This window comes from Streptomyces sp. NPDC058796 (assembly GCF_042745235.1).
GTDB lineage: Bacteria > Actinomycetota > Actinomycetes > Streptomycetales > Streptomycetaceae > Streptomyces.
The window spans coordinates 268,730-287,034 of record NZ_JBHYOP010000008.1 but is presented as its reverse complement, the minus strand read 5'-3'; the positions used below and the strand labels follow the sequence as shown (position 1 = coordinate 287,034).

Sequence of the window (18,305 nt, the reverse complement as noted above, 5' to 3'; positions counted from 1 at the left end):
CCCAGGACGGACTCGACCTCCCCCGATCATGCACTCACTGCCCATTCGCACCTCGCCGCACACCAGTACGGAAGTGGAACGGGGCGTGTCCGTCCTCACGTTTCTCCCCGCCGGGCGCTCAGACCCCGCGCTGATCGCTCACCCGGCGGATCTTGCCGAGCGAGCGCTCCAGGGTCTCCGGCTCGACGATCTCCACCTCCACGGTCACGCCCACACCGTCCTTGACGCCCTGGCCGATCGCCCGAGCGGCGGCCTCGCGCTGCTCGGGGCCGGCGCCGGGGCGGGCCTCCACCCGCACGGTCATGTGGTCCATGCGGCCGCGCTCGGTGAGCCGGATCTGGAAGTGCGGAGCGACGCCGGGCGTGCGCAGCACGATCTCCTCGATCTGAGTGGGGAAGACGTTCACCCCACGCAGGATGATCATGTCGTCGCAGCGGCCGGTGACCTTCTGCATCCGGCGGAATGCGGGCCGCGCGGTGCCCGGCAGCAGCCGGGACAGGTCGCGGGTGCGGTAGCGGATGACCGGGAGCGCCTGCTTGGTGAGGGAGGTGAAGACGATCTCGCCCTCCTCGCCCTCGGTCAGGACCGCGTCCGTGAGCGGGTCCACCACCTCGGGGTAGAAGTGGTCCTCCCACACGTGCAGCCCGTCCTTGGTCTCGACGCACTCCTGGGCCACACCGGGGCCGATCACCTCGGACAGCCCGTATATGTCGACCGCGTGGATGTCCATCCGCTCCTCGATCTCGCGGCGCATCTCCTCGGTCCACGGCTCGGCGCCGAAGATGCCGACCTCGAGGGAGGTGCCGCGCGGATCGACGCCCTGGCGTTCGAACTCGTCGAGCAGGGTGAGCATGTAGGACGGCGTGACCATGATGATCTCGGGCCGGAAGTCCTGGATGATCTGGACCTGCCGGGCCGTCATGCCGCCGGAGGCCGGGATCACCGTGCACCCGGCGCGTTCGGCGCCGTAGTGCGCGCCCAGTCCGCCGGTGAACAGGCCGTAGCCGTAGGAGATGTGCACCTTGTGGCCGGGGCGGCCGCCCGCGGCACGGATGGAGCGGGCGATCACGTCCGCCCACATGGACAGGTCGTCGTCCGTGTAACCGACGACGGTGGCCCGGCCGGTGGTGCCGCTGGAGGCGTGCACGCGCCGTACCTCGGACATCGGGACGGCGAACATGCCGAAGGGATAGGTGTCCCGCAGGTCGGCCTTGGTGGTGAAGGGGAACCGGGAGAGGTCCGCCAGGCCGCGGCAGTCGTCGGGCGTGACCCCGGCGGCGTCGAACTTCTTGCGGTACAGCTCGACGTTGTCGTAGGCGTGCCGCAGGGTAGCGCGCAGCCGGTCGAGCTGGAGCTCGGCGAGCTGCTCCCGGGACAGCCGCTCGGCGTCGTCCAGGAGGTCGTGGGGGAGGGGCTCGCCCCGGCGCGGTGCCGGGGCCGTCCCGGTCGTCGGCTCGCTGCTCATCGCGACTCCCTCGTCGTCGTGCCCTGCGTCCTGCGCGCGGTGGTGTCCCGCACGCTGCGGCTGCGTCCGCGGAACTCGGCGATCACCTCTTCGCCGCGCCGCACGGTCACGTCGTAGACGCCGCTGCGGCCGAACCGGGCGCGTTCCTCGGCCCTCGCCACGAGCACGTCTCCCTCGCGGGCGGGCGCCACGAAGACGATGTCGGCACCCGCGGCGACGGTCACGGGACCGTGGCTGTTGCAGGCGCAGGCGAAGGCCGTGTCGGCGAGCAGGAACAGATAGCCGCCGTGGGCGATCCGGTGCCCGTTCACCATCGACGGGGTCACGGTCATGCGGAGGGACGCGGTGCCCTCGCCGTGCTCGATCAGCTCGATGCCCAGCCGCCGGGACGCCTCGTCCGCGGAGAACATCACCTCCGTGGGCGTCTGCTCCGTGGCCTGCGACACCTGACCCACCACCTTGTCTCCCGAGTCTCCCGACCGACCATTCGGTTCGCGCGTGGCCCGGCCCAGTAATCCAGTCGTCGGGTCGCCCTGTCAAGAGTGTGACCGGCAGGGCTCCGGGGTCTTGCCCGGCGCACGGAAAGACGTCACACTGGTACCGAACGAATGGTCGGTTGGGAAGCTGGTGACGATGACCACGACAGACGCCGCCGAGGCGCCGCCCCCGCAGCCGTTGCAGGAGCACTTCGACGCGACGATCGCGCGCGACCAGCGTGTCGAGCCGCGCGACTGGATGCCGGAGGGCTACCGGAAGACGCTGATCCGGCAGATCGCCCAGCACGCGCACTCGGAGATCATCGGCATGCAGCCGGAGGGCGAGTGGATCACCCGCGCGCCGTCGCTGCGCCGCAAGGCGATCCTGTTCGCCAAGGTCCAGGACGAGGCCGGCCACGGGCTCTACCTGTACTCGGCCGCCGAGACCCTCGGCGCGGACCGCGCGGACCTCACCGAGCGACTGATCGACGGACGCCAGAAGTACTCGTCGATCTTCAACTACCCGACGCTCAGCTTCGCCGACGTCGGCGTCATCGGCTGGTTCGTGGACGGCGCCGCGATCTGCAACCAGGTGCCGCTGTGCCGCAGTTCCTACGGGCCGTACGCGCGCGCGATGGTGCGCATCTGCAAGGAGGAGTCCTTCCACCAGCGCCAGGGATACGAGCTGCTGATGACGATGATGCGCGGCACCGGCGCTCAGCGCGAGATGGTCCAGGACGCGGTGGACCGCTGGTGGTGGCCGTCCCTGATGATGTTCGGACCGCCCGACGACGCCTCGCCCAACTCGGCGCGTTCGATGGCCTGGAAGATCAAGCGGCACAGCAACGACGAGCTGCGGCAGCGCTTCGTCGACATGACCGTCCCGCAGGCCGAGAAGCTCGGCGTCACCCTGCCCGACCCTCGGCTGCGCTGGAACGAGGAGCGCGGGCACCACGACTTCGGCACCCCCGACTGGGACGAACTGATGCGCGTCATCAAGGGCGACGGCCCGTGCAACGCGCAGCGGATGGAGCGGCGTCGGACCGCCCACGAAGAGGGCGCCTGGGTGCGCGCGGCGGCCACCGCCCACGCCCGCAAGCGGGCCGCCCGCGCGGAGAAGGGAGCGGCGGCATGAGCGCCGAGAAGCCGGGCAGGCAGGGCTGGCCGTTGTACGAGGTGTTCGTGCGCGGCAAGCGCGGCCTCAACCACGTCCACGTCGGCTCGCTGCACGCCGCCGACGACGCGATGGCCCTCACCCACGCCCGCGACCTCTACACGCGGCGGAACGAGGGCGTGAGCATCTGGGTCGTGCGCTCCGAGCACATCGCCGCCTCCACGCGCGACGAGAAGGACCCGTTCTTCGCCCCCAGCGCCGACAAGGTCTACCGCCACCCGACCTTCTACGACATCCCCGACGACGTCCCGCACATCTAGGAGCAGGGCATGAGTGACGACCACGTCTACCTGACCCTGGCCGAGGGACACGAGGACGACACCCGCTGGGCCTACGGCACCGGCTTCGAGGACCCGCTGCACGGGGTGGACACCACCGTGCCCGAGGGAGTCGACGCCGCCGAACTGGCCGCCGAGTGCGTGGCGCTCGCCGACGACGCCCTGGTGAGCGCCCAGCGGCTCGCCGAGTGGGTCACGCGCGCGCCCGAGCTGGAGGAGGAGGTGGCGCTGGCCAACATCGGCCTCGACCTCCTCGGCCAGGCCCGCCTGCTCTACTCCCGCGCCGGCCAGGTGGACGGCACCGGCCGGGACGAGGACGCCTACGCCTACTTCAGGGACGCCGGCGACTTCCGCAACGTACGCCTCGCCGAACTGCCCGGCGGCGACTTCGCCTTCGCGATCGTGCGGCTGCTGGTGCTCTCCAGCTGGCGCCTGGCCCACTTCCAGCGGCTGGCGGCCCACCCGGACCCGGTCCTCTCGGCGGTCGCGGCCAAGGGCGTCAAGGAACTGACCTACCACCGGCAGTACGCCGCCGAGTGGGCCGTGCGCCTGGGCGACGGCACCGACGAGTCGCACCGCAGGATGCGCGCGGCGCTGGAGGAGGTCGCCCCGTACGTCGAGGAGCTGCACGCGACCCACGACGCGCGCGAGGAGGTCGCCGACGTGCTCAGGCAGGTCACCGAGGCGGCCGGGCTGCCCCTGCCCGTGTACCGCCCGCTGCCCGGCTCCGGCCGCGCCGGCGAGCACACCGAGCACCTGGTGCCGCTCCTCACCGAGCTGCAGGGCATCGCCCGCGCCCACCCGGAGGCGACATGGTGACCGCGCTCCTCGACGCCCGCCGCGCCCGGCACATCGCCGAGCAGGTCCCCGACCCCGAGCTGCCCATGCTGACCCTGGCCGACCTCGGCGTGCTGCGGGACGTCGAGGTGACCGGGGAGGGCGCGGTCGTCGCGAGCCTCACCCCCACCTACTCGGGGTGCCCGGCGATGGCCGAGATGCGGGCGGACGTCGCCGCCCGGCTGCGGGCGGCGGGGTACGACCGGGTGGAGATCCGCACGGTTCTCGACCCGCCCTGGACCAGCGACTGGATCACCGAGTCCGGCCGCCGCAAGCTCGCCGAGCACGGTATCGCCCCGCCCGGTGCCGCACCGCGCGGCCCCGTCCCCCTCGTCGTGTCGCCCACCCGGCCCGCGGTGCCCTGCCCCCGGTGCGGCTCGCGGGACACCGAGGAGACCTCCCGCTTCGCCGCCACGTCCTGCAAGGCGCTGTGGCGCTGCCGGGCCTGCCGCGAGCCGTTCGAGCACGTCAAGGAGATCTGATGGCCCCGACCGCCCCCGCCTCGGCGTCCGCCGCCGCACCGGCGGTACGCACGCGACGCCGTCCCGCCTTCCACCGCCTGCGCGTCGCCGCGGTCGAGCGGCTGTGCGCGGACGCGGCGGCCGTGAGCTTCGAGGTCCCGGACGGGCTGGCCGAGGAGTTCGCCTTCGCGCCCGGCCAGTCGCTGACCCTGCGCCGCCAGGCCGACGGCCGGGACGAGCGCCGCTCGTACTCGATCTGCTCGCCCGCCGGTTCCGTCCCGCGCATCGGCGTCCGGGTGGTCCCCGGCGGCCTGTTCTCGTCGTGGCTGGTGAACGAGGTGCGGCCGGGCGACACCGTGGAGGTGATGGCCCCCACCGGCGTCTTCACGCCCGACCTGTCCACCCCCGGCCACCACGTGCTGGTCGCGGCCGGCTCGGGCGTCACGCCCATGATGTCCATCGCCGAGTCGGTGCTGGCCGCCGACGACCGCTCGACGGTCACCCTCTTCTACGGCAACCGCCGCACCGGCACGGTGATGTTCGCCGACGAACTGGCGGACCTGAAGGACCTGTACCCCACCCGCTTCCACCTCGCCCACGTGCTCTCCCGCGAACCCCGTGAGGCCGAGGTGCTCTCCGGCCGCCTGGACGCCGAGCGGCTGGCGGCGCTCGTCGACTCCCTGGTCGACGTGGAGCGGGCGGACCACTGGTGGCTGTGCGGCCCGCAGGGCATGGTCGCCGACGCCCAGCGGGTCCTGGCCGGCCTCGGCGTGCCGCCGGACCGGGTCCACCGGGAGCTGTTCTTCGCCGAGGACGAGCCCGTGCGGGAGGTCCGGCACGAGGAGACCGGTCCCCAGGGCCCCGTCAGCGAGGTCGTCATCACCCTGGACGGCCGCTCCACCACCTCCTCCCTGTCCCGGGAGCGGACCATCCTCGACGGCGCCCAGCAGACCCGCCCCGACCTGCCCTTCGCCTGCAAGGGCGGTGTCTGCGGCACCTGCCGCGCCCTGGTCACCGACGGCCGGGCCGACATGCGCCGCAACTTCGCCCTGGAGGACGCCGAGGTGGCGGCCGGGTACGTCCTGACCTGCCAGTCGTACCCGGTCTCCGAGAAGCTGACCGTGGACTACGACAGCTGAGGCACCCGTGGGGTCCGGTGGTCGCGGGAACAGTATGAACGCAATGATCGAAGGGGTGGCTCCGGTTCCCGCGGGTTCCTAACATCGCGGCTCGCAGCGCAACTTCGCGCGCAGCACCTACAGGAGCCGCCCGTGACCACCCCCCACGCACCCGCCCGTCTCCCCTGGGCCGCGCCCCGTCGACGCCGCCCGGCGGTCCTGGCCGCTGCCCTCACCGCCGTCCTCCTCGGCACCCTCGGCAATGTGTCCGCCGCCCCCGCGCAGGCCGCCCGGCCGGGCACGGGCCCGGCCGCCGCCGACTGCCCGGCCGAACTGGCGGGCAGGGCGCGCTGCTACACCGGTCAGGACGCGAGCGGCGCCCACTACACGATGGCCGTGCCGACCCGCTGGAACGGCTCCCTCGTCGTGCACGCCCACGGCGGCCCCGACCTCGGCGACGCCTCCGACCCGGCCCGCAGCACCGAAGACCTCCAGCGGTGGGCGGTGATGGTCGAGGAGGGGTACGCGTGGGCCGGCTCCGCCTACCGCCGGGGCGGCTACGGAGCCAGGGTGGCGGCCGCCGACACCGAGAACGTACGCCGGCTGTTCACCGAGCACTTCGGCCGGCCGGAGCGGACGTACCTGCACGGACAGTCCTGGGGCGGCAACGTCGCCGCCAAGGCCGCCGAGACCTACGGCGGGCGACCGGGCGCCTACGACGGGGTGCTGCTGACCAACGGCGTCCTCGGCGGCGGTTCGCGCGGCTACGACTACCGGGTCGACCTGCGAGTCGTCTACCAGTACTACTGCCGCAACCACCCGCGCCCGAGCGAGCCGCAGTACCCGCTGTGGCAGGGACTGCGCCCGGACTCCACCATGACCACCGCGGGGCTGCGCGCCCGTCTCCAGGAGTGCACCGGCTACGCCTCCGACCCGGCGGACCGCACCGCCCGCCAGCAGAGCAACCTCGACGACATCCTCGCGGTGACCGGCGTCCCGGAGCGCACCCTGGAGTCCCACCTGCGCTTCGCGACCTTCACGTTCCGGGACATCGTCGCGAACCGGCTCGGCGGCCGCAACCCGTTCTCCAACCGGGGCGTGCGCTACTCGGGTTCCCACGACGACAAGGCGCTCAACGCGGGCGTCGCGCGCTTCTCGGCCGACCCCACCGCCCGCCGGGACCTCTCCTACGACAGCGACCTCACCGGCAAGGTCTCCCTGCCGGTCCTCACCCTGCACGCGATCAACGACCCCACGGCCTTCGTGGAGCACGAGGCGGCCTACCGTGCCACCCTCCGGGGCGCGGGCCGGGGCGGGAACCTGGTCCAGACGTTCACCGACGAGCACGAGCACAGCTCACTGAGCGATGCCGAGTACGCCAACTCCCTCGCGGCGCTGGACGACTGGGCGCGCTCCGGCCGCAAACCGACCCCCCGCTCGGTCGCCGCGTCCTGCGCCGCCTTCGACGCGGTGTACGGCGGCGGCTGCCACTACGAACCCGGGTACCACCCGGCGTCCTACGCCTCCCGGGTGCGGCCCCGGCCGGGCGGGCTGGACTGGCCCGCCATGACGGCCGCACAGGAGCGGGCGTGGAGCAGGATCGACGGGGTCGGGATCGCGCCGTAACGGAGCGGTCGGGGCGAAGGTTCAGCCGGTCTCCGCCAGTACCGCCCGGATGACATGGCGAGCGTTGGCCGCCATCGCGGAGTTGGTCCTCCGGTAGTACGGCAGCGCGATCAGTGCCTGGGAGAGCGTCCGGCCCCGGCCGCGGCGCCAGGTCGCGTCGTCCACGTCCAGTGCTTCGAGGAAGACCTCACGGGCGGTGGCCGGAAGCAGATTCCACGCCGGGAAGAGGTCACAGGCCGGATCGCCCGCCCCCATGCAACCGAAGTCGATCACCGCGGCCAGCCTGCCCCCGTCGACCAGCAGGTTCCCCGGCATCAGGTCGGCGTGCAGCCAGACCGGCGGCCCGTCCCAGCCCGGCGCCCGCAGCGCGTCCTCCCACACGGCGGCCAGGGCCCCGCAGTCGATGCCCTCCTCGGGAAGGGCGCGCAACGCGTCGAGGGCGGCCCGGGTCTCCGCGTCGAGCGTGGCGAGCGGGCCGCCGCGATGGGCGGCCGGCGCGCCCGGCAGGGCGACGTCGCGCATGGCGGCGACGAAGCGGGCCAGGTCGCGGGCCAGCGGCTCCGGTGCGGTCAGCGCCCCGGCCTCCGGGATGTCGCCGGGCAGCCACCGGCAGACCGACCACGGCCACGGGTAGCCCCCGGCCGGCTCACCGGCGCCGAGCACCTCGGGGATCGTGGTGGGCAGCAGGGGCGCGAGGCGGGGCAGCCACTCGCGCTCCGCCGTCACGTCCCCGGCTCCGCCCGCCACCAGAGGCAGTCGTACGACCATGTCGTCGCCCAGCCGGTACATCGCGTTGACCGTGCCGCCAGAGGGGAAGCGCTCGACGGGCAGGCCCCTCCATTGAGGGAACTGCCCGGCGACCAACCGCCGCACGAGACCGGTGTCGAGGGGGTACGCGGCCGGCTCTGTCCGCCCTGAACTCATGGACGTCATCCGACCCCCCGACGGCGGCACCGTCAAACGCTTTCCGGTGGATCAGACGCCGAACTCCGACGGCGGCACGCCGAGAGCGGTGCAGGCCTCGCGGATCGCGTACTGCTCGGACGGCTCGAAGACCCCGTCGGCACCGGCGATGACCATGCCGGTCTGGATGACGGCCCGGGCCTCCGCGGGCTTCTTGGCGGCCTTGGCGATCACCTGAAGGGCCTCGCTCCTGCCCAGCTCGAAGTTGGCGAGGAGCTTGTCCACGTGCTGGTTGAAACGCTGGCGGAGCTGGTCGGCCGGGAAGTTCTGCAGCACCTCGTTGGAGACGATCAGCTCCTCCACGCGCTGCCGCTCCGCCGGCTCCACCTGGCCGTCGGCCGCGGCGACCAGCGCGCACATGGCCATGCTGGCGTCCCGGTAGGCACCGCTCTTGAGTTCGGTCTTGACCGACGCCAGCTGGGACTTGAACAGCCCGATCAGCTGTGCCTTGGAACCGCCCGACGACGACGACCCCGACCCGCCGCCGACGCCCTGCTGCCCGTACCCCTGCTGCCCGTGCCCCTGCTGTCCGTGTCCGCTTGCTCCCCGAGTGCCCTGGGACTGCTGGAAGGTCTTGGCCTGGTCCTTGATCTTGTCCCACATCGCCACTCGTGCCACCTCGGCTTCTGTTGCTGTGTATGCGTCTTGACTCTCACCAGCCTGAACGCCCCTGGGAGCCACGGGGTTCCCGGAAGGCAAAGGCGAGGCAAAGTGTCTCACGCCGGTGGCACGGCCATCGGGACTTCTCGGTCACCAAAAGGTTCCTCAGTCACCGAAAAGTGCGTTCTTCCATGTCAGGGGCCACTCTCCTACGGTTTCCGAGTAACCGAAGGAGACGAAACATGGCCATCGCCCTGATGAACCCCGAAGGACTGCCGGAGATCGACGTCTACCGGCAGGTGTCGATCGCCGCCGGATCGAAACTGGTCTTCGTCGCCGGCCAGGTCGCGTGGGACGCCGACGGCAGGACGGTCGGTGCGGGCGACCTCGCCGCGCAGACCGAGCGGTGTTACCTCAACGTCGCCACCGCCCTCGCCGCGGCGGGCGCCTCCTTCGCGGACGTGGCGAAACTGAACGTCCAGGTCGTCGACTGGACCCCCGACAAGATGCCCCAGCTGCTGGAGGGCATCGCCCGCGCGTCCGCCGTGCTGGGAACGACCCCGGTGCCGCCCGCCACGCTCACCGGCGTCGCGGCCCTGGACGTGCCCGAGCACCTGATCGAGGTCGAGGCCACCGCGGTCGTCGACTGAAGCGGTGGGTCGTTTGAGGCTCTGAGCTCGGGACACGCGAGCTCTGGGCGCCGTCGGCCGACGGCGCCGACCGTGCACGCGATCGGAGGCCAGTGATGGCGGAGAGGAACGGCACGGGCGGCGGACCGCTCGACCGTCCGGCGATGCCCCAGGAGGAGGCGGAGATCACCCCGCCCTACCGCTTCGAGCGCCAGCAGCGGCCCGGCCTGGAAGAGCTGATGGAGGTGCGCCCGCGCTACCTCGCCCCGAACTACCGGGGCTCCGGAAAGCTCGCCGGGAAGGTCGCGCTGATCACCGGGGGCGACTCCGGCATCGGCCGCGCGGTCGCCGTGCTCTACGCCCGCGAGGGGGCCGACGTCGCCGTCGTCCACCTGCCCGAGGAGCACGGCGACGCCGACGAGACCCGCGCGGCGGTCGAGAAGGAGGGCCGCACGTGCCTGCTGCTGCCGGGCGACCTGTGCGACCCGGCGTTCTGCGCGGACGTCGTCGAGCGCACCGTGGCGGGGCTGGGCGGTCTCAACATCCTGGTGAGCAACGCCGCCTACCTCAACAGCCAGAACAGCTTGTCCGATCTGACGGCGGAGGACTTCGACCGGGTCTTCAAGACCAACGTCTACGCCTACTTCCACCTGGTCATGGCGGCCCTGCCGCATCTCTCCCACGGCGACGCGGTGATCGCCACCGCCTCCGAGGAGGCCCTCAAGGGCAGCGAGATCATGATGGACTACGCCGCCTCGAAAGCCGCCCTGGTGGTCTTCACCAAGTCCATCGCCCCCCACCTCGCCCAGCGCGGTGTCCGCGCGAACATCGTCTCCCCGGGACCCACCTGGACGGTGCTCAACCTGTCGGGGCAGCGGTTCACGGACGACTACCTGACCAACCTCGGTGGTTCGGCCCCCATGGGACGCGTCGCCCAGCCGGAGGAGGTGGCGCCCGCGTACGTGTACCTGGCGTCCGACGCGGACTCCAGCTTCACCGTCGGTGAGGTCGTCGCCGTGACGGGCGGCCTGACGGACACGCGCTGAGGCACCCGCCCGCGGTCCGGCCGGTCAGCCGTGCGCGGCCCGCTCCAACAGCCGCCGCAGGTACAGGCCGCGCCCCGCGTCGAGCGGACCGGGAACTCCGGTGCGGACGGCCGTCGCGGAGTCGTGGCGCAGTCAGCCGCTGGCACCTCACCGGCGGCGGCACCGCCCCCGCCGCCCCGGTGCCCGTCACGCCGGAGACCGGCTCCACGGCTACCTGCGTGCTCACCCCCGAGGGCACCCGGGACCGCCCGCCTGTACCTACTACGGCGCCGTCGACGCCACGCCGCTCTTCCTGGTGCTGCTCCACGCCCACCACGAGACCACCGGTGACCCGTCCCCGGCCCTGCGCCCGGAGCGGCACGCGCGGCGTGCCGTGGAGTGGGTGCTCACCGACGGCGGCCCGGACGAGCACGGCTACCTCGTCTGCTCCCCGGACCCGGGCGGTCTGGTCAGCCAGAACTGGAGGTACTCCGCGGGCGCCGTCTGCTTCGCCGACGGGACCCGGGCCGAGGGGCCCGTCGCGGTGTCGTAGGCGCAGGGCTACGCCCACGACGCACTCGTCCGTACCGCTCGGCTCGCCGACGAGGTCTGGCGTGACGAACCGTACGCGCGCGGGCTCCGCGACACCGCCGCCCGCCTCCGCGACCGCTTCACGGCGGACTTCTAAATGCCGGAGGCGGACTACCCGGCCCTCGCCCTGGACGGCGCCGGACGCCGGGTCGACGCGCTGGCCTCGGACGCCGGGCACCTGCTGTGGTCGGGCATCCTCGACACCGGGCGCTCCCGGCGGGTCGGGCGGCGGCTGCTGGGGCCGGACTTCTTCTCCGGCTGGGCGATCCGCACCCTCGCCGCCGGCCAACGCCCGTACCACCCGCTGTCGTACCACCGTGGCAGCGCCTGGCCGCACGACAACGCGGTCATCGCCCTGGGGTTGGCCCGCCACGGCCTCGCGGCCGAGGTGCGCACCGTCACCGAGTCACTGGTCGCGGCGGCGGCCCACCACGGCCACCGGCTGCCCGAGGTCCTCGCCGGGTACGACCGCTCGGCGACCGCCGGACCGGTGCCGTACCCGCACTCCTGCTCGCCGCAGGCCTGGGCGGCCGCGACCCCCTCGTCCTGCGGACGGCGCTGGCACGGGCCGCCCGCTGACGCGACGGCCCGGCGAGTACCTCACGGCCCGGTACGGGCCCGGCCCGGTTCCGGACTGCCGGTGCGGTGGCGGCAGTCCGCGTCGTGGCCCGTGCCCAGCGAGGTCCACCACCGCTCGCAGCAGCCGCCGCGCCGGGTCGTGCGGGCGGCGGCCGGCCGGGTGCACTCGGGGCCGTGCACCGCGCCGTAGGAGTTCCGCCAGAACGCGCAGCACGGTGCGAGCGCGACGAGGGGCCGCCGTGACCGGGGGCGGGCCAGGCGCTCGGCACGCTGTGCCCGTAGGAGCCGCTGCCGGTGCTCCGTCCGCGCACGGGCGGCGCACCACGCGAACACGGCGGCGGCGTACAGGCCGGGCAGGGCGAGCCAGGGGTGATGGGTGGCCGCGTATCCGGCGGCGGCGAGCAGCAGGACGGCGGCGGCGCGGCACGCGCGGGCGGTGCGCAGACTCGGCGTCACGGGAACTCCCGTCGGTCGGCGTCGGAGAGGGGCTCGGGACTTCCGTATGCCCCCGGTTCGCCGGTCTACGTACCCCCGGTGGGGCCGTCAGCGCAGCCCTCGGGCGCGGCGGCCGCCGGAAAATCCGTTGCGGTCACCCACCGTCAACCCCAACCCTGCACTCATGTCCCCTGCTTCCGTGCGGCCGGCCACCCTCGCCGACGCCCCCGCCATCACCGGCCTGCTCAACGAGATCGACCGGATCGAGATCGGCCGCCCCGAGACCGACCAGCACACCGTCGAGGCCGACCTGAAACACCCGGAGACCGACCTGACGCGCGACTCGTGGCTGGCCTTCGACGACGGGCGGCTCGTGGCCTACGGGCTGCTGTGGGACGAGTCGGGCGGCGAACGCGTCGACATCGACCACTACGTGCTGCCCGAGCACCAGGCGACCGGGCTCCGGGTCCTGGCGGCCATGGAGGCCCGTGCCCTGGCCAAGGCACGGGACAACGGGGCGGAGCGGGCCGTCGTCCACCTCCACCTCAACACCCGGCCCACGACCGACACCGGGCTCCTCACCGACCGCGGCTGGAGCGTCGTACGGCGCTACCACGTGCTGAGGCGTGCGGTGGACCCGGCGAGCGACCTCCCGCCCGAGCCGCCGGCGGGAGTGCGGGTGCGGGCCTGCGCCACGGAGGCCGACCGCCTGCGGGTGCACGAGCTCTACCAGCGGGCGTTCGCGGACCACTTCGACTTCCAGCCGCGCGAGTACGCACTGTGGCTCAGCGACATCGACGCCGAGCGCCTGGACTGGTCCCTCGTGTGGATCGCCGAGACCGACGACCTCGGGGACGCCGGGTTCCTGCTGGCCCGCGACGACCGCGAGGCCATGGGCTGGATCCGCTCCATCGGTGTCCTGGACGAGGCCCGCGGCCGCGGCCTCGGCGGATTCCTGCTGCGGCACGCCTTCGCCCACTTCGCGGCGCGGGGCAGGGACACGGTGGGGCTCGGTGTCGACACCGCCAACGCAACGGGCGCCCCGCGGCTCTACGGCCGAGGCGGCATGTCGGTCCACTACGCGGTCGACACCTGGGAGGCCGTGCTCGTCTGACGCCGGGCCCGGGCGGTGGCGCTCACAGCACCATGGCCACCGCGACGACGCCGAGCAGCGCGATGTACGTCCAGGCGTGGACCCGGTCGGGGATGCGCGGCGGGCGGCGTCGCAGCACCGCGATCACGGGCAGGGCGCCCAGGAGCAGCGCGGCGGCCGCCCCGACGTCGACGAGTCCCACCAGGCGCGCGCCACCGTCTGCCGCGGCGGGGCCCTCGGTGCCGCCCAGGAAGACCAGCGCCGCCGGGAGCGCGATGGCGACGGTCAGCGGATTGGCCAGCGCGGTGGCCACTCGCATCGGGTGCCCGGCCCTGCGCATCGCGGGGACCGTCATGACGCTGCCACCCACTCCGAGGAAGGCGGCCACCGCGCCGACGGGCGCGCCGACGGCGGCCGGCAAGGGACGCGGTGCCTCGCGGGACGGTCCGGACGGGGTGTGCGGGCGCAGGAAGCCGGGGCGCAGCAGCAGGTCGACGACGGTGAGGACGACGTAGAGGACGAACGCCCAGCGGACCAGGCCGGGCGGGGCGTGCCGGGTGGCGAGGGCGCCGGCCGAGGCACCGGCCGCCAGCAGGAGGAGCAGCGGGACGCTGCCGCGCAGGGCGGCGAGCACCCGCCGGGGCGTGACGGCCGTGGCGAAGGCCGCGTTCACCACCATGACCAGTGCCGAGGTGGCCGTCGCCACCCGCATCGCGTCCGCGCCGAGGGCGGCGTCCGCCCACACCACGACCGGGACGGCGACGAAACCGCCGCCGAACCCGAACAGCACGGTCGTCAGGCCGGTGAGAAGCCCGATGCCGAGCAGAGCCAGAAGAGTCACGAGGACCACTCCACCAGCCCGTCCACCGGGCCCGCATTCGATGCCCGGCCCCGTTCCTTCGCGTCCCGGCCCGTAAGGTGGCCGGGTGAGGAACGTCCCCCTGGCCGACGTCGACCACGTGGACCGTGCCGTCGTCCCGATCGGCACCGACTACCTGCCCGGCCACCTCCTGGACTGGCACGAACACCGGCGCGCGCAGTTCCTGTACGGGGCCACCGGGGTCATGGTCGTGGACACCGCCGACGGCACCTGGACCGTGCCGCCCGAGCGTGCCGTGCTCATTCCGGCCGCCACCCGGCACCGGGTCCGCATGCTCGGCGTGAGCACCCGCAGCCTGTACGTCGAGCCGGCCGCCGTGCCGTGGTGGCCCGGCACCTGCACGGTCGTCGACGTTCCGCCCCTGCTGCGCGAACTGCTCCTCGCGGCGGTCGACTTCGAGGCCGAGTACAGCCTCTCCGGCCGGGAGGGGAGCATCGCCGACCTTCTGCTGCACGAGATCGCGGCCCGCGCTCCGCTGCCGTTCCACGTCCGCATCCCGGCCTCCGGCGGCCTGGCGGAGCTCTGCCGCGCCTACCTGGCCGCTCCGGACGCAGGGGTGACCAACGCCGAGTGGGCCACGAGGGCCGCGATGAGCGAACGCGCCTTCACCCGGCGCTTCCGTGCGGAGACGGGCGAGAGCCCCGCCGTCTGGCGGGCCCGCGCGCGGCTCCTCGCGGCCGTGCCGATGCTGCGTACGGGGTCGGTGAGCGCGGTCTCGGGCCGCCTCGGTTACGCCTCTCCCGCCGCGTTCACCGCCGCCTTCACCCGGGCCTTCGGCGCTCCGCCCTCGCGCTTCACGGCGCGCGGTCGGGGGCAGCGTTAGGACGCGTCCCGTTCCCGGCTCGTGGCCCGCTCCTGTGCGTGGTGGCCCAGGGCCGCGCTGCGGCTGGCCGCCAAGTGGTGCAGGACGAGTTCCTGCACCCGTTCGACGTCCCGCTCGGCGATGGCCTGGTACAGGGCCTCGTGTTCCAGCGCCACGGCCAGCAGGTCGTCGTGCTGGCCCAGGAGCCAGCGCAGCCGGCTGCGCAGTACGCGTTCGAGTTCGTTGAGCAGTTCGTTGGCGGCCAGGGAGACGACCGTCTCGTGGAAGTCGGCCGCCGCCCGCCGCGCCCGCACCGCGTCACCCGCGCGCGCCGCCTCCAGTTCCGCGTCCACCGTCGCGCGCAGCCTCTCCAGCCCCTCGCGCGTGTGCCGTTGCGCGGCGAGCCGGAAACCCAGGGTCTCCAGGCCCGAACGCACCTCGTCCAGGTCCGCGATGTCGCTGGTGGTGAACTCCCGCACCACCGCCCAGGTCCGCGGCCTCGGCGTCACCAGCCCCTCGGACACCAGGGTCTTGAGGGCTTCCCGCACCGGCAGCCGGCTCACTCCGAGCGCCTCGGCCAGCTCACGCTCGACCAGACGGCTGCCCGGTCGCCGGGTACCGTCGATGATCTCGTCGCGCAACTGCCGTGTGACCCGCTCGGACTCGGGCGTGAAGCCCCCTGACGCAGCCATCGCCGTCCTTCGTCCGTCTTCCCGTTCCGAGCCACGCCGACCGGGCGGTGCGGTGCGTCGGTCGGGCGGCCCGTCAGAATACCCCGGGGCCGGTCGCGGCCCGTGGAGCGGGGGACGGGCGGGGACGGGTCAGCCGGTCTCCGGGGGCCAGTTGACGATCTGCTTGGGGCGCGGACGTGCGTAGGTGCGGACCTTGGACGTGGACAGGCCCAGGCGGACCAGCGACTCGGCGATCGTCACGGCGGCGGCGACCCCGTCGACCACGGGGACACCGGTCCGCTCCACCACGCGTTCGGCGAGGCCGGCCATGCCGCCGCAGCCGAGGCAGATCACCTCGGCCCGGTCGTCCTCGACCGCGCGGGCGGCCTGCTCGGTGATGGCGTCCACGGCCGCCTGCTCGTCCCGCTCCAGTTCGAGCACGGCCAGCCCGCTCGCCCGCACCGAGGCGCACCGGGCACTCAGACCCGCCACCTCCAGCCGCTCCTCGATCAGCGGGACCGTCCGGTCCAGGGTGGTGACGACGGAGTACCGGCGGCCCAGGAACTGCGCCGTGCTCGCCGCGGCCTCCGTGATGTCGACGACGGGGACGTCGAGCAGTTCCTGCAGCCCTTCCCGGCCGTGTTCGCCGTATCCGGCCTGGATCACCGCGTCGAAGGGCTCCGGATGGGCCCGCACGGTCTCCATGACGGCGACCGCGGCCAGGTAGCTCTCGTAGTTGCCCTCGACGGACTCCGCGCCGAAGGAGGGGGTCAACGGGACGATCTCGGTGCCCGGCGAGGCGGCGCCGGCCGCCTGCTTGCCGATCGCGTCGGTGATGGACCGCGTGGTGTTGACGTTGACCACGAGAATGCGCATGAAGGGGCCTTCTGCTCGAAAGGGGGTACGGCGCGCGACGGTGCCGGAGCTATTCCGCGGCGACGGCGATGGACTCGCCGTCCACGTCGCGGATCGGGGAGGAACGGTCGGCGACGACCGCGTACAGCGCGGCGGCGAGGATCGCCCCGATGAACCACGAGAAGCCGGCCGCGGCGTGGAACCAGGGCACCAGCGCGACGACGACGGCGATCGCGGCGCTCGGCACGAAGGCGGCGACGGCCCGCGGGTTGTAGCCGCGGCGGTAGTGGTACTCCGCCTCCGCGTCCTCGGTGTAGAGGGCCGGCACGTTCACGCGGCCCTTCCGCAGCAGCCAGTAGTCCGCCATGATCACGCCGAACAGGGGGCCGAGCAGCGCGCCGAGCCCGCCGAGGAAGTAGTTGACGACGACCGGGCTGTTGTACAGGTTCCAGGGCGTGATGACCAGGCCCAGCACCGCGCTCACCAGTCCCGCGCGGCGGAAGTCGAGCCGGCGGGGGAAGAGGTTGACCAGGGCGTAGATCGGGGCGACGAAGTTGGCCAGCAGGTTCACCGCCACGGTCAGGGCGATGAGGGCCAGTGAGGCGACGGCGAGCAGGAACATGTTGGGCACGCTGCGCACGATGTCCGTCGGGCTGGTGATGACGCGCCCGTCGAGGCTGAACTGGGCCCCGCTGAGGACCGCCACGATGACGGCGAAGAACAGCATGTTCACCGGGATGCCGATGACGTTCCCGCGGACGATGGAGCCGCGGCTCCTCGCCGACCGGGTGAAGTCGCAGAAGTTCAGCACGAACGTCCCGTAGATCACGACCCACAGGGCGGCCGCCTGGAGCACCTGCAGCCACATCGCGCCGCCGGTGAGCGGGTCGTCGACGGACAGCGAGACCGAGCCGTCCGCGCGGACGAACATCCACGCGGCCAGGGCGCACATGGTGAGCAGCGTGGTGGGCGCCGCGAACGCCATGTACCGGCGGATCATCTGCATCCCGTAGCTGACGATGACGACCTGCACCGCCCACAGGACCAGGAAGGTGATCCAGCCGAGCGTCGACTGGCCGAGCAGGGAGTTCGTGTCCAGGCGGGCCAGGTCCGGGAACATGGCCACCAGGAGGGTGCTCAGCACGGCCGAGGCGAGGTAGGTCTGGATACCAAACCAGGCGATGGCCACGGCTCCTCGGACGGCGGCCGGTATCTGCGCGCCCTTGACGCCGAACGCGATGCGGCTCATGACCGGGAACGGCACCCCCGTCTTGTGCCCCATGAACCCGGACAAAGTCAACAGCAGGAAGAGCAGGACCGAGGCGAGCGCGAAGGCGGCGAGGATGCCCCACACGTTCAGCCCGAGGGCGAACAGTCCGATGGCGAACGCGTAGTTGCCCAGGCTGTGCACGTCGTTGGCCCAGAGCGTGAAGACGTTGTAGGCGCCCCAGCGGCGCCCTTCCCGCTTCGTCGGGGCCAGGTCGTAGGTGTAGAGGCCGGAGCTGGTGGCGGTGCCGTCGGTCTCGGCGGGCGAGCGGCGGTCTTCCAGGGCAGTCATACGGGACTCCTGGGCTCAGGGAGCGGGGCGGTTGGGGAGTTGGAGAGTTCCACAAAGCGGAAGTGGCGTTCCGGTGAACAGAACGTAGTTTTCGCCAAACGACACCGTCAAGGGGTCTGCGCCAAATGGAATACCATTTTTCGGCCTGTTGACAGGGGTGTGGCCCGTCCCTACCGTGACGCCCCGTCG

19 protein-coding genes and 1 pseudogene are annotated in these 18,305 nt (G+C 72.9%); 11 read left to right on the top strand and 9 right to left on the bottom strand.

The genetic code is table 11. The features are described 5' to 3' along the window. Positions 1-118: 118 nt before the first annotated feature. Positions 119-1,465, bottom strand: a complete 1,347-nt coding sequence (gene paaK / locus ACFW47_RS21750) for a phenylacetate--CoA ligase PaaK (protein ID WP_386283493.1) — start codon at positions 1,463-1,465, stop codon at positions 119-121. Next, positions 1,462-1,911 carry a hydroxyphenylacetyl-CoA thioesterase PaaI gene (gene paaI, locus ACFW47_RS21745; RefSeq protein ID WP_384478612.1) on the bottom strand — a complete coding sequence of 150 codons (450 nt, stop codon included), beginning with the start codon at positions 1,909-1,911 and terminating at the stop codon, positions 1,462-1,464. Before paaI ends, paaK begins: the two co-directional genes overlap by 4 nt. A 187-nt stretch (positions 1,912-2,098) precedes the next feature. Between paaI and paaA the strand changes: the two genes are divergently transcribed. The 6 genes from paaA (at position 2,099) to ACFW47_RS21715 (ending at position 7,435) form a co-directional block, all read left to right on the top strand. After that, positions 2,099-3,076, top strand: a complete 978-nt coding sequence (paaA, locus tag ACFW47_RS21740) for a 1,2-phenylacetyl-CoA epoxidase subunit PaaA (RefSeq protein WP_386283490.1) — start codon at positions 2,099-2,101, stop codon at positions 3,074-3,076. After that, positions 3,073-3,375: a 1,2-phenylacetyl-CoA epoxidase subunit PaaB gene (gene paaB, locus ACFW47_RS21735; RefSeq protein WP_386283489.1), complete on the top strand. Its 303-nt coding sequence runs from the start codon at positions 3,073-3,075 to the stop codon at positions 3,373-3,375. Before paaA ends, paaB begins: the two co-directional genes overlap by 4 nt. A 9-nt stretch (positions 3,376-3,384) precedes the next feature. Next, on the top strand, positions 3,385-4,212 hold the full coding sequence (paaC, locus tag ACFW47_RS21730) for a 1,2-phenylacetyl-CoA epoxidase subunit PaaC (RefSeq protein ID WP_386283488.1): 828 nt from the start codon (positions 3,385-3,387) through the stop codon (positions 4,210-4,212). Further along, a complete protein-coding gene (gene paaD, locus ACFW47_RS21725) occupies positions 4,206-4,712 on the top strand; it encodes a 1,2-phenylacetyl-CoA epoxidase subunit PaaD (RefSeq protein ID WP_386283487.1) in 507 nt (168 codons plus the stop codon). Before paaC ends, paaD begins: the two co-directional genes overlap by 7 nt. Next, positions 4,712-5,830, top strand: a complete 1,119-nt coding sequence (gene paaE / locus ACFW47_RS21720) for a 1,2-phenylacetyl-CoA epoxidase subunit PaaE (RefSeq protein WP_386283486.1) — start codon at positions 4,712-4,714, stop codon at positions 5,828-5,830. Before paaD ends, paaE begins: the two co-directional genes overlap by 1 nt. 132 nt (positions 5,831-5,962) lie before the next feature. After that, on the top strand, positions 5,963-7,435 hold the full coding sequence (locus tag ACFW47_RS21715; RefSeq protein ID WP_386306721.1) for a hypothetical protein: 1,473 nt from the start codon (positions 5,963-5,965) through the stop codon (positions 7,433-7,435). A 21-nt stretch (positions 7,436-7,456) separates the two neighbouring features. Here ACFW47_RS21715 and ACFW47_RS21710 read toward each other — a convergent pair whose 3' ends face one another. Then, on the bottom strand, positions 7,457-8,359 hold the full coding sequence (locus ACFW47_RS21710) for an aminoglycoside phosphotransferase family protein (protein ID WP_386306720.1): 903 nt from the start codon (positions 8,357-8,359) through the stop codon (positions 7,457-7,459). A 51-nt stretch (positions 8,360-8,410) separates the two neighbouring features. After that, positions 8,411-9,007, bottom strand: a complete 597-nt coding sequence (locus tag ACFW47_RS21705; protein WP_361205185.1) for a TerB family tellurite resistance protein — start codon at positions 9,005-9,007, stop codon at positions 8,411-8,413. Positions 9,008-9,240: 233 nt separating this feature from the next. Between ACFW47_RS21705 and ACFW47_RS21700 the strand changes: the two genes are divergently transcribed. From ACFW47_RS21700 to ACFW47_RS21690, 3 genes and pseudogenes are all read left to right on the top strand, one after another. Continuing rightward, positions 9,241-9,648 (top strand): RidA family protein, encoded by a 408-nt coding sequence (locus ACFW47_RS21700; protein ID WP_386283484.1) that lies wholly within the window; start codon positions 9,241-9,243, stop codon positions 9,646-9,648. A gap of 95 nt (positions 9,649-9,743) precedes the next feature. Next, a complete protein-coding gene (locus tag ACFW47_RS21695; RefSeq protein ID WP_386306718.1) occupies positions 9,744-10,673 on the top strand; it encodes an SDR family oxidoreductase in 930 nt (309 codons plus the stop codon). 97 nt (positions 10,674-10,770) lie between these two features. Continuing rightward, positions 10,771-11,822: pseudogene (locus ACFW47_RS21690) on the top strand (amylo-alpha-1,6-glucosidase); the annotation flags it as partial. 21 nt (positions 11,823-11,843) lie between these two features. Here ACFW47_RS21690 and ACFW47_RS21685 read toward each other — a convergent pair. Then, entirely contained in the window at positions 11,844-12,278 is a 435-nt protein-coding gene (locus ACFW47_RS21685) for a hypothetical protein (RefSeq protein ID WP_386306717.1), read from the bottom strand. Positions 12,279-12,441: 163 nt separating this feature from the next. Between ACFW47_RS21685 and ACFW47_RS21680 the strand changes: the two genes are divergently transcribed. Further along, positions 12,442-13,371 carry a GNAT family N-acetyltransferase gene (locus ACFW47_RS21680; RefSeq protein ID WP_386306715.1) on the top strand — a complete coding sequence of 310 codons (930 nt, stop codon included), beginning with the start codon at positions 12,442-12,444 and terminating at the stop codon, positions 13,369-13,371. A gap of 22 nt (positions 13,372-13,393) precedes the next feature. On the opposite strand, the gene ACFW47_RS21675 is transcribed toward ACFW47_RS21680, so the two are convergent. Beyond that, on the bottom strand, positions 13,394-14,191 hold the full coding sequence (locus tag ACFW47_RS21675) for a TSUP family transporter (protein ID WP_386306714.1): 798 nt from the start codon (positions 14,189-14,191) through the stop codon (positions 13,394-13,396). Positions 14,192-14,276: 85 nt separating this feature from the next. Between ACFW47_RS21675 and ACFW47_RS21670 the strand changes: the two genes are divergently transcribed. After that, complete coding sequence (locus ACFW47_RS21670; protein ID WP_386306712.1) at positions 14,277-15,053, top strand: AraC family transcriptional regulator; 777 nt, start codon at positions 14,277-14,279, stop codon at positions 15,051-15,053. Here ACFW47_RS21670 and ACFW47_RS21665 read toward each other — a convergent pair. The 3 genes from ACFW47_RS21665 to ACFW47_RS21655 form a co-directional block, all read right to left on the bottom strand. Further along, positions 15,050-15,724 carry a GntR family transcriptional regulator gene (locus tag ACFW47_RS21665; protein WP_386283477.1) on the bottom strand — a complete coding sequence of 225 codons (675 nt, stop codon included), beginning with the start codon at positions 15,722-15,724 and terminating at the stop codon, positions 15,050-15,052. The two genes, ACFW47_RS21670 and ACFW47_RS21665, sit on opposite strands and share 4 nt — an antisense overlap. Positions 15,725-15,853: 129 nt before the next feature. Beyond that, positions 15,854-16,579 (bottom strand): aspartate/glutamate racemase family protein, encoded by a 726-nt coding sequence (locus ACFW47_RS21660; RefSeq protein WP_386283476.1) that lies wholly within the window; start codon positions 16,577-16,579, stop codon positions 15,854-15,856. Between the two features lie 49 nt (positions 16,580-16,628). Next, positions 16,629-18,116, bottom strand: coding sequence for an NCS1 family nucleobase:cation symporter-1 (locus ACFW47_RS21655; RefSeq protein ID WP_386283474.1), 1,488 nt, complete (start codon positions 18,114-18,116; stop codon positions 16,629-16,631). Positions 18,117-18,305: the final 189 nt, after the last annotated feature.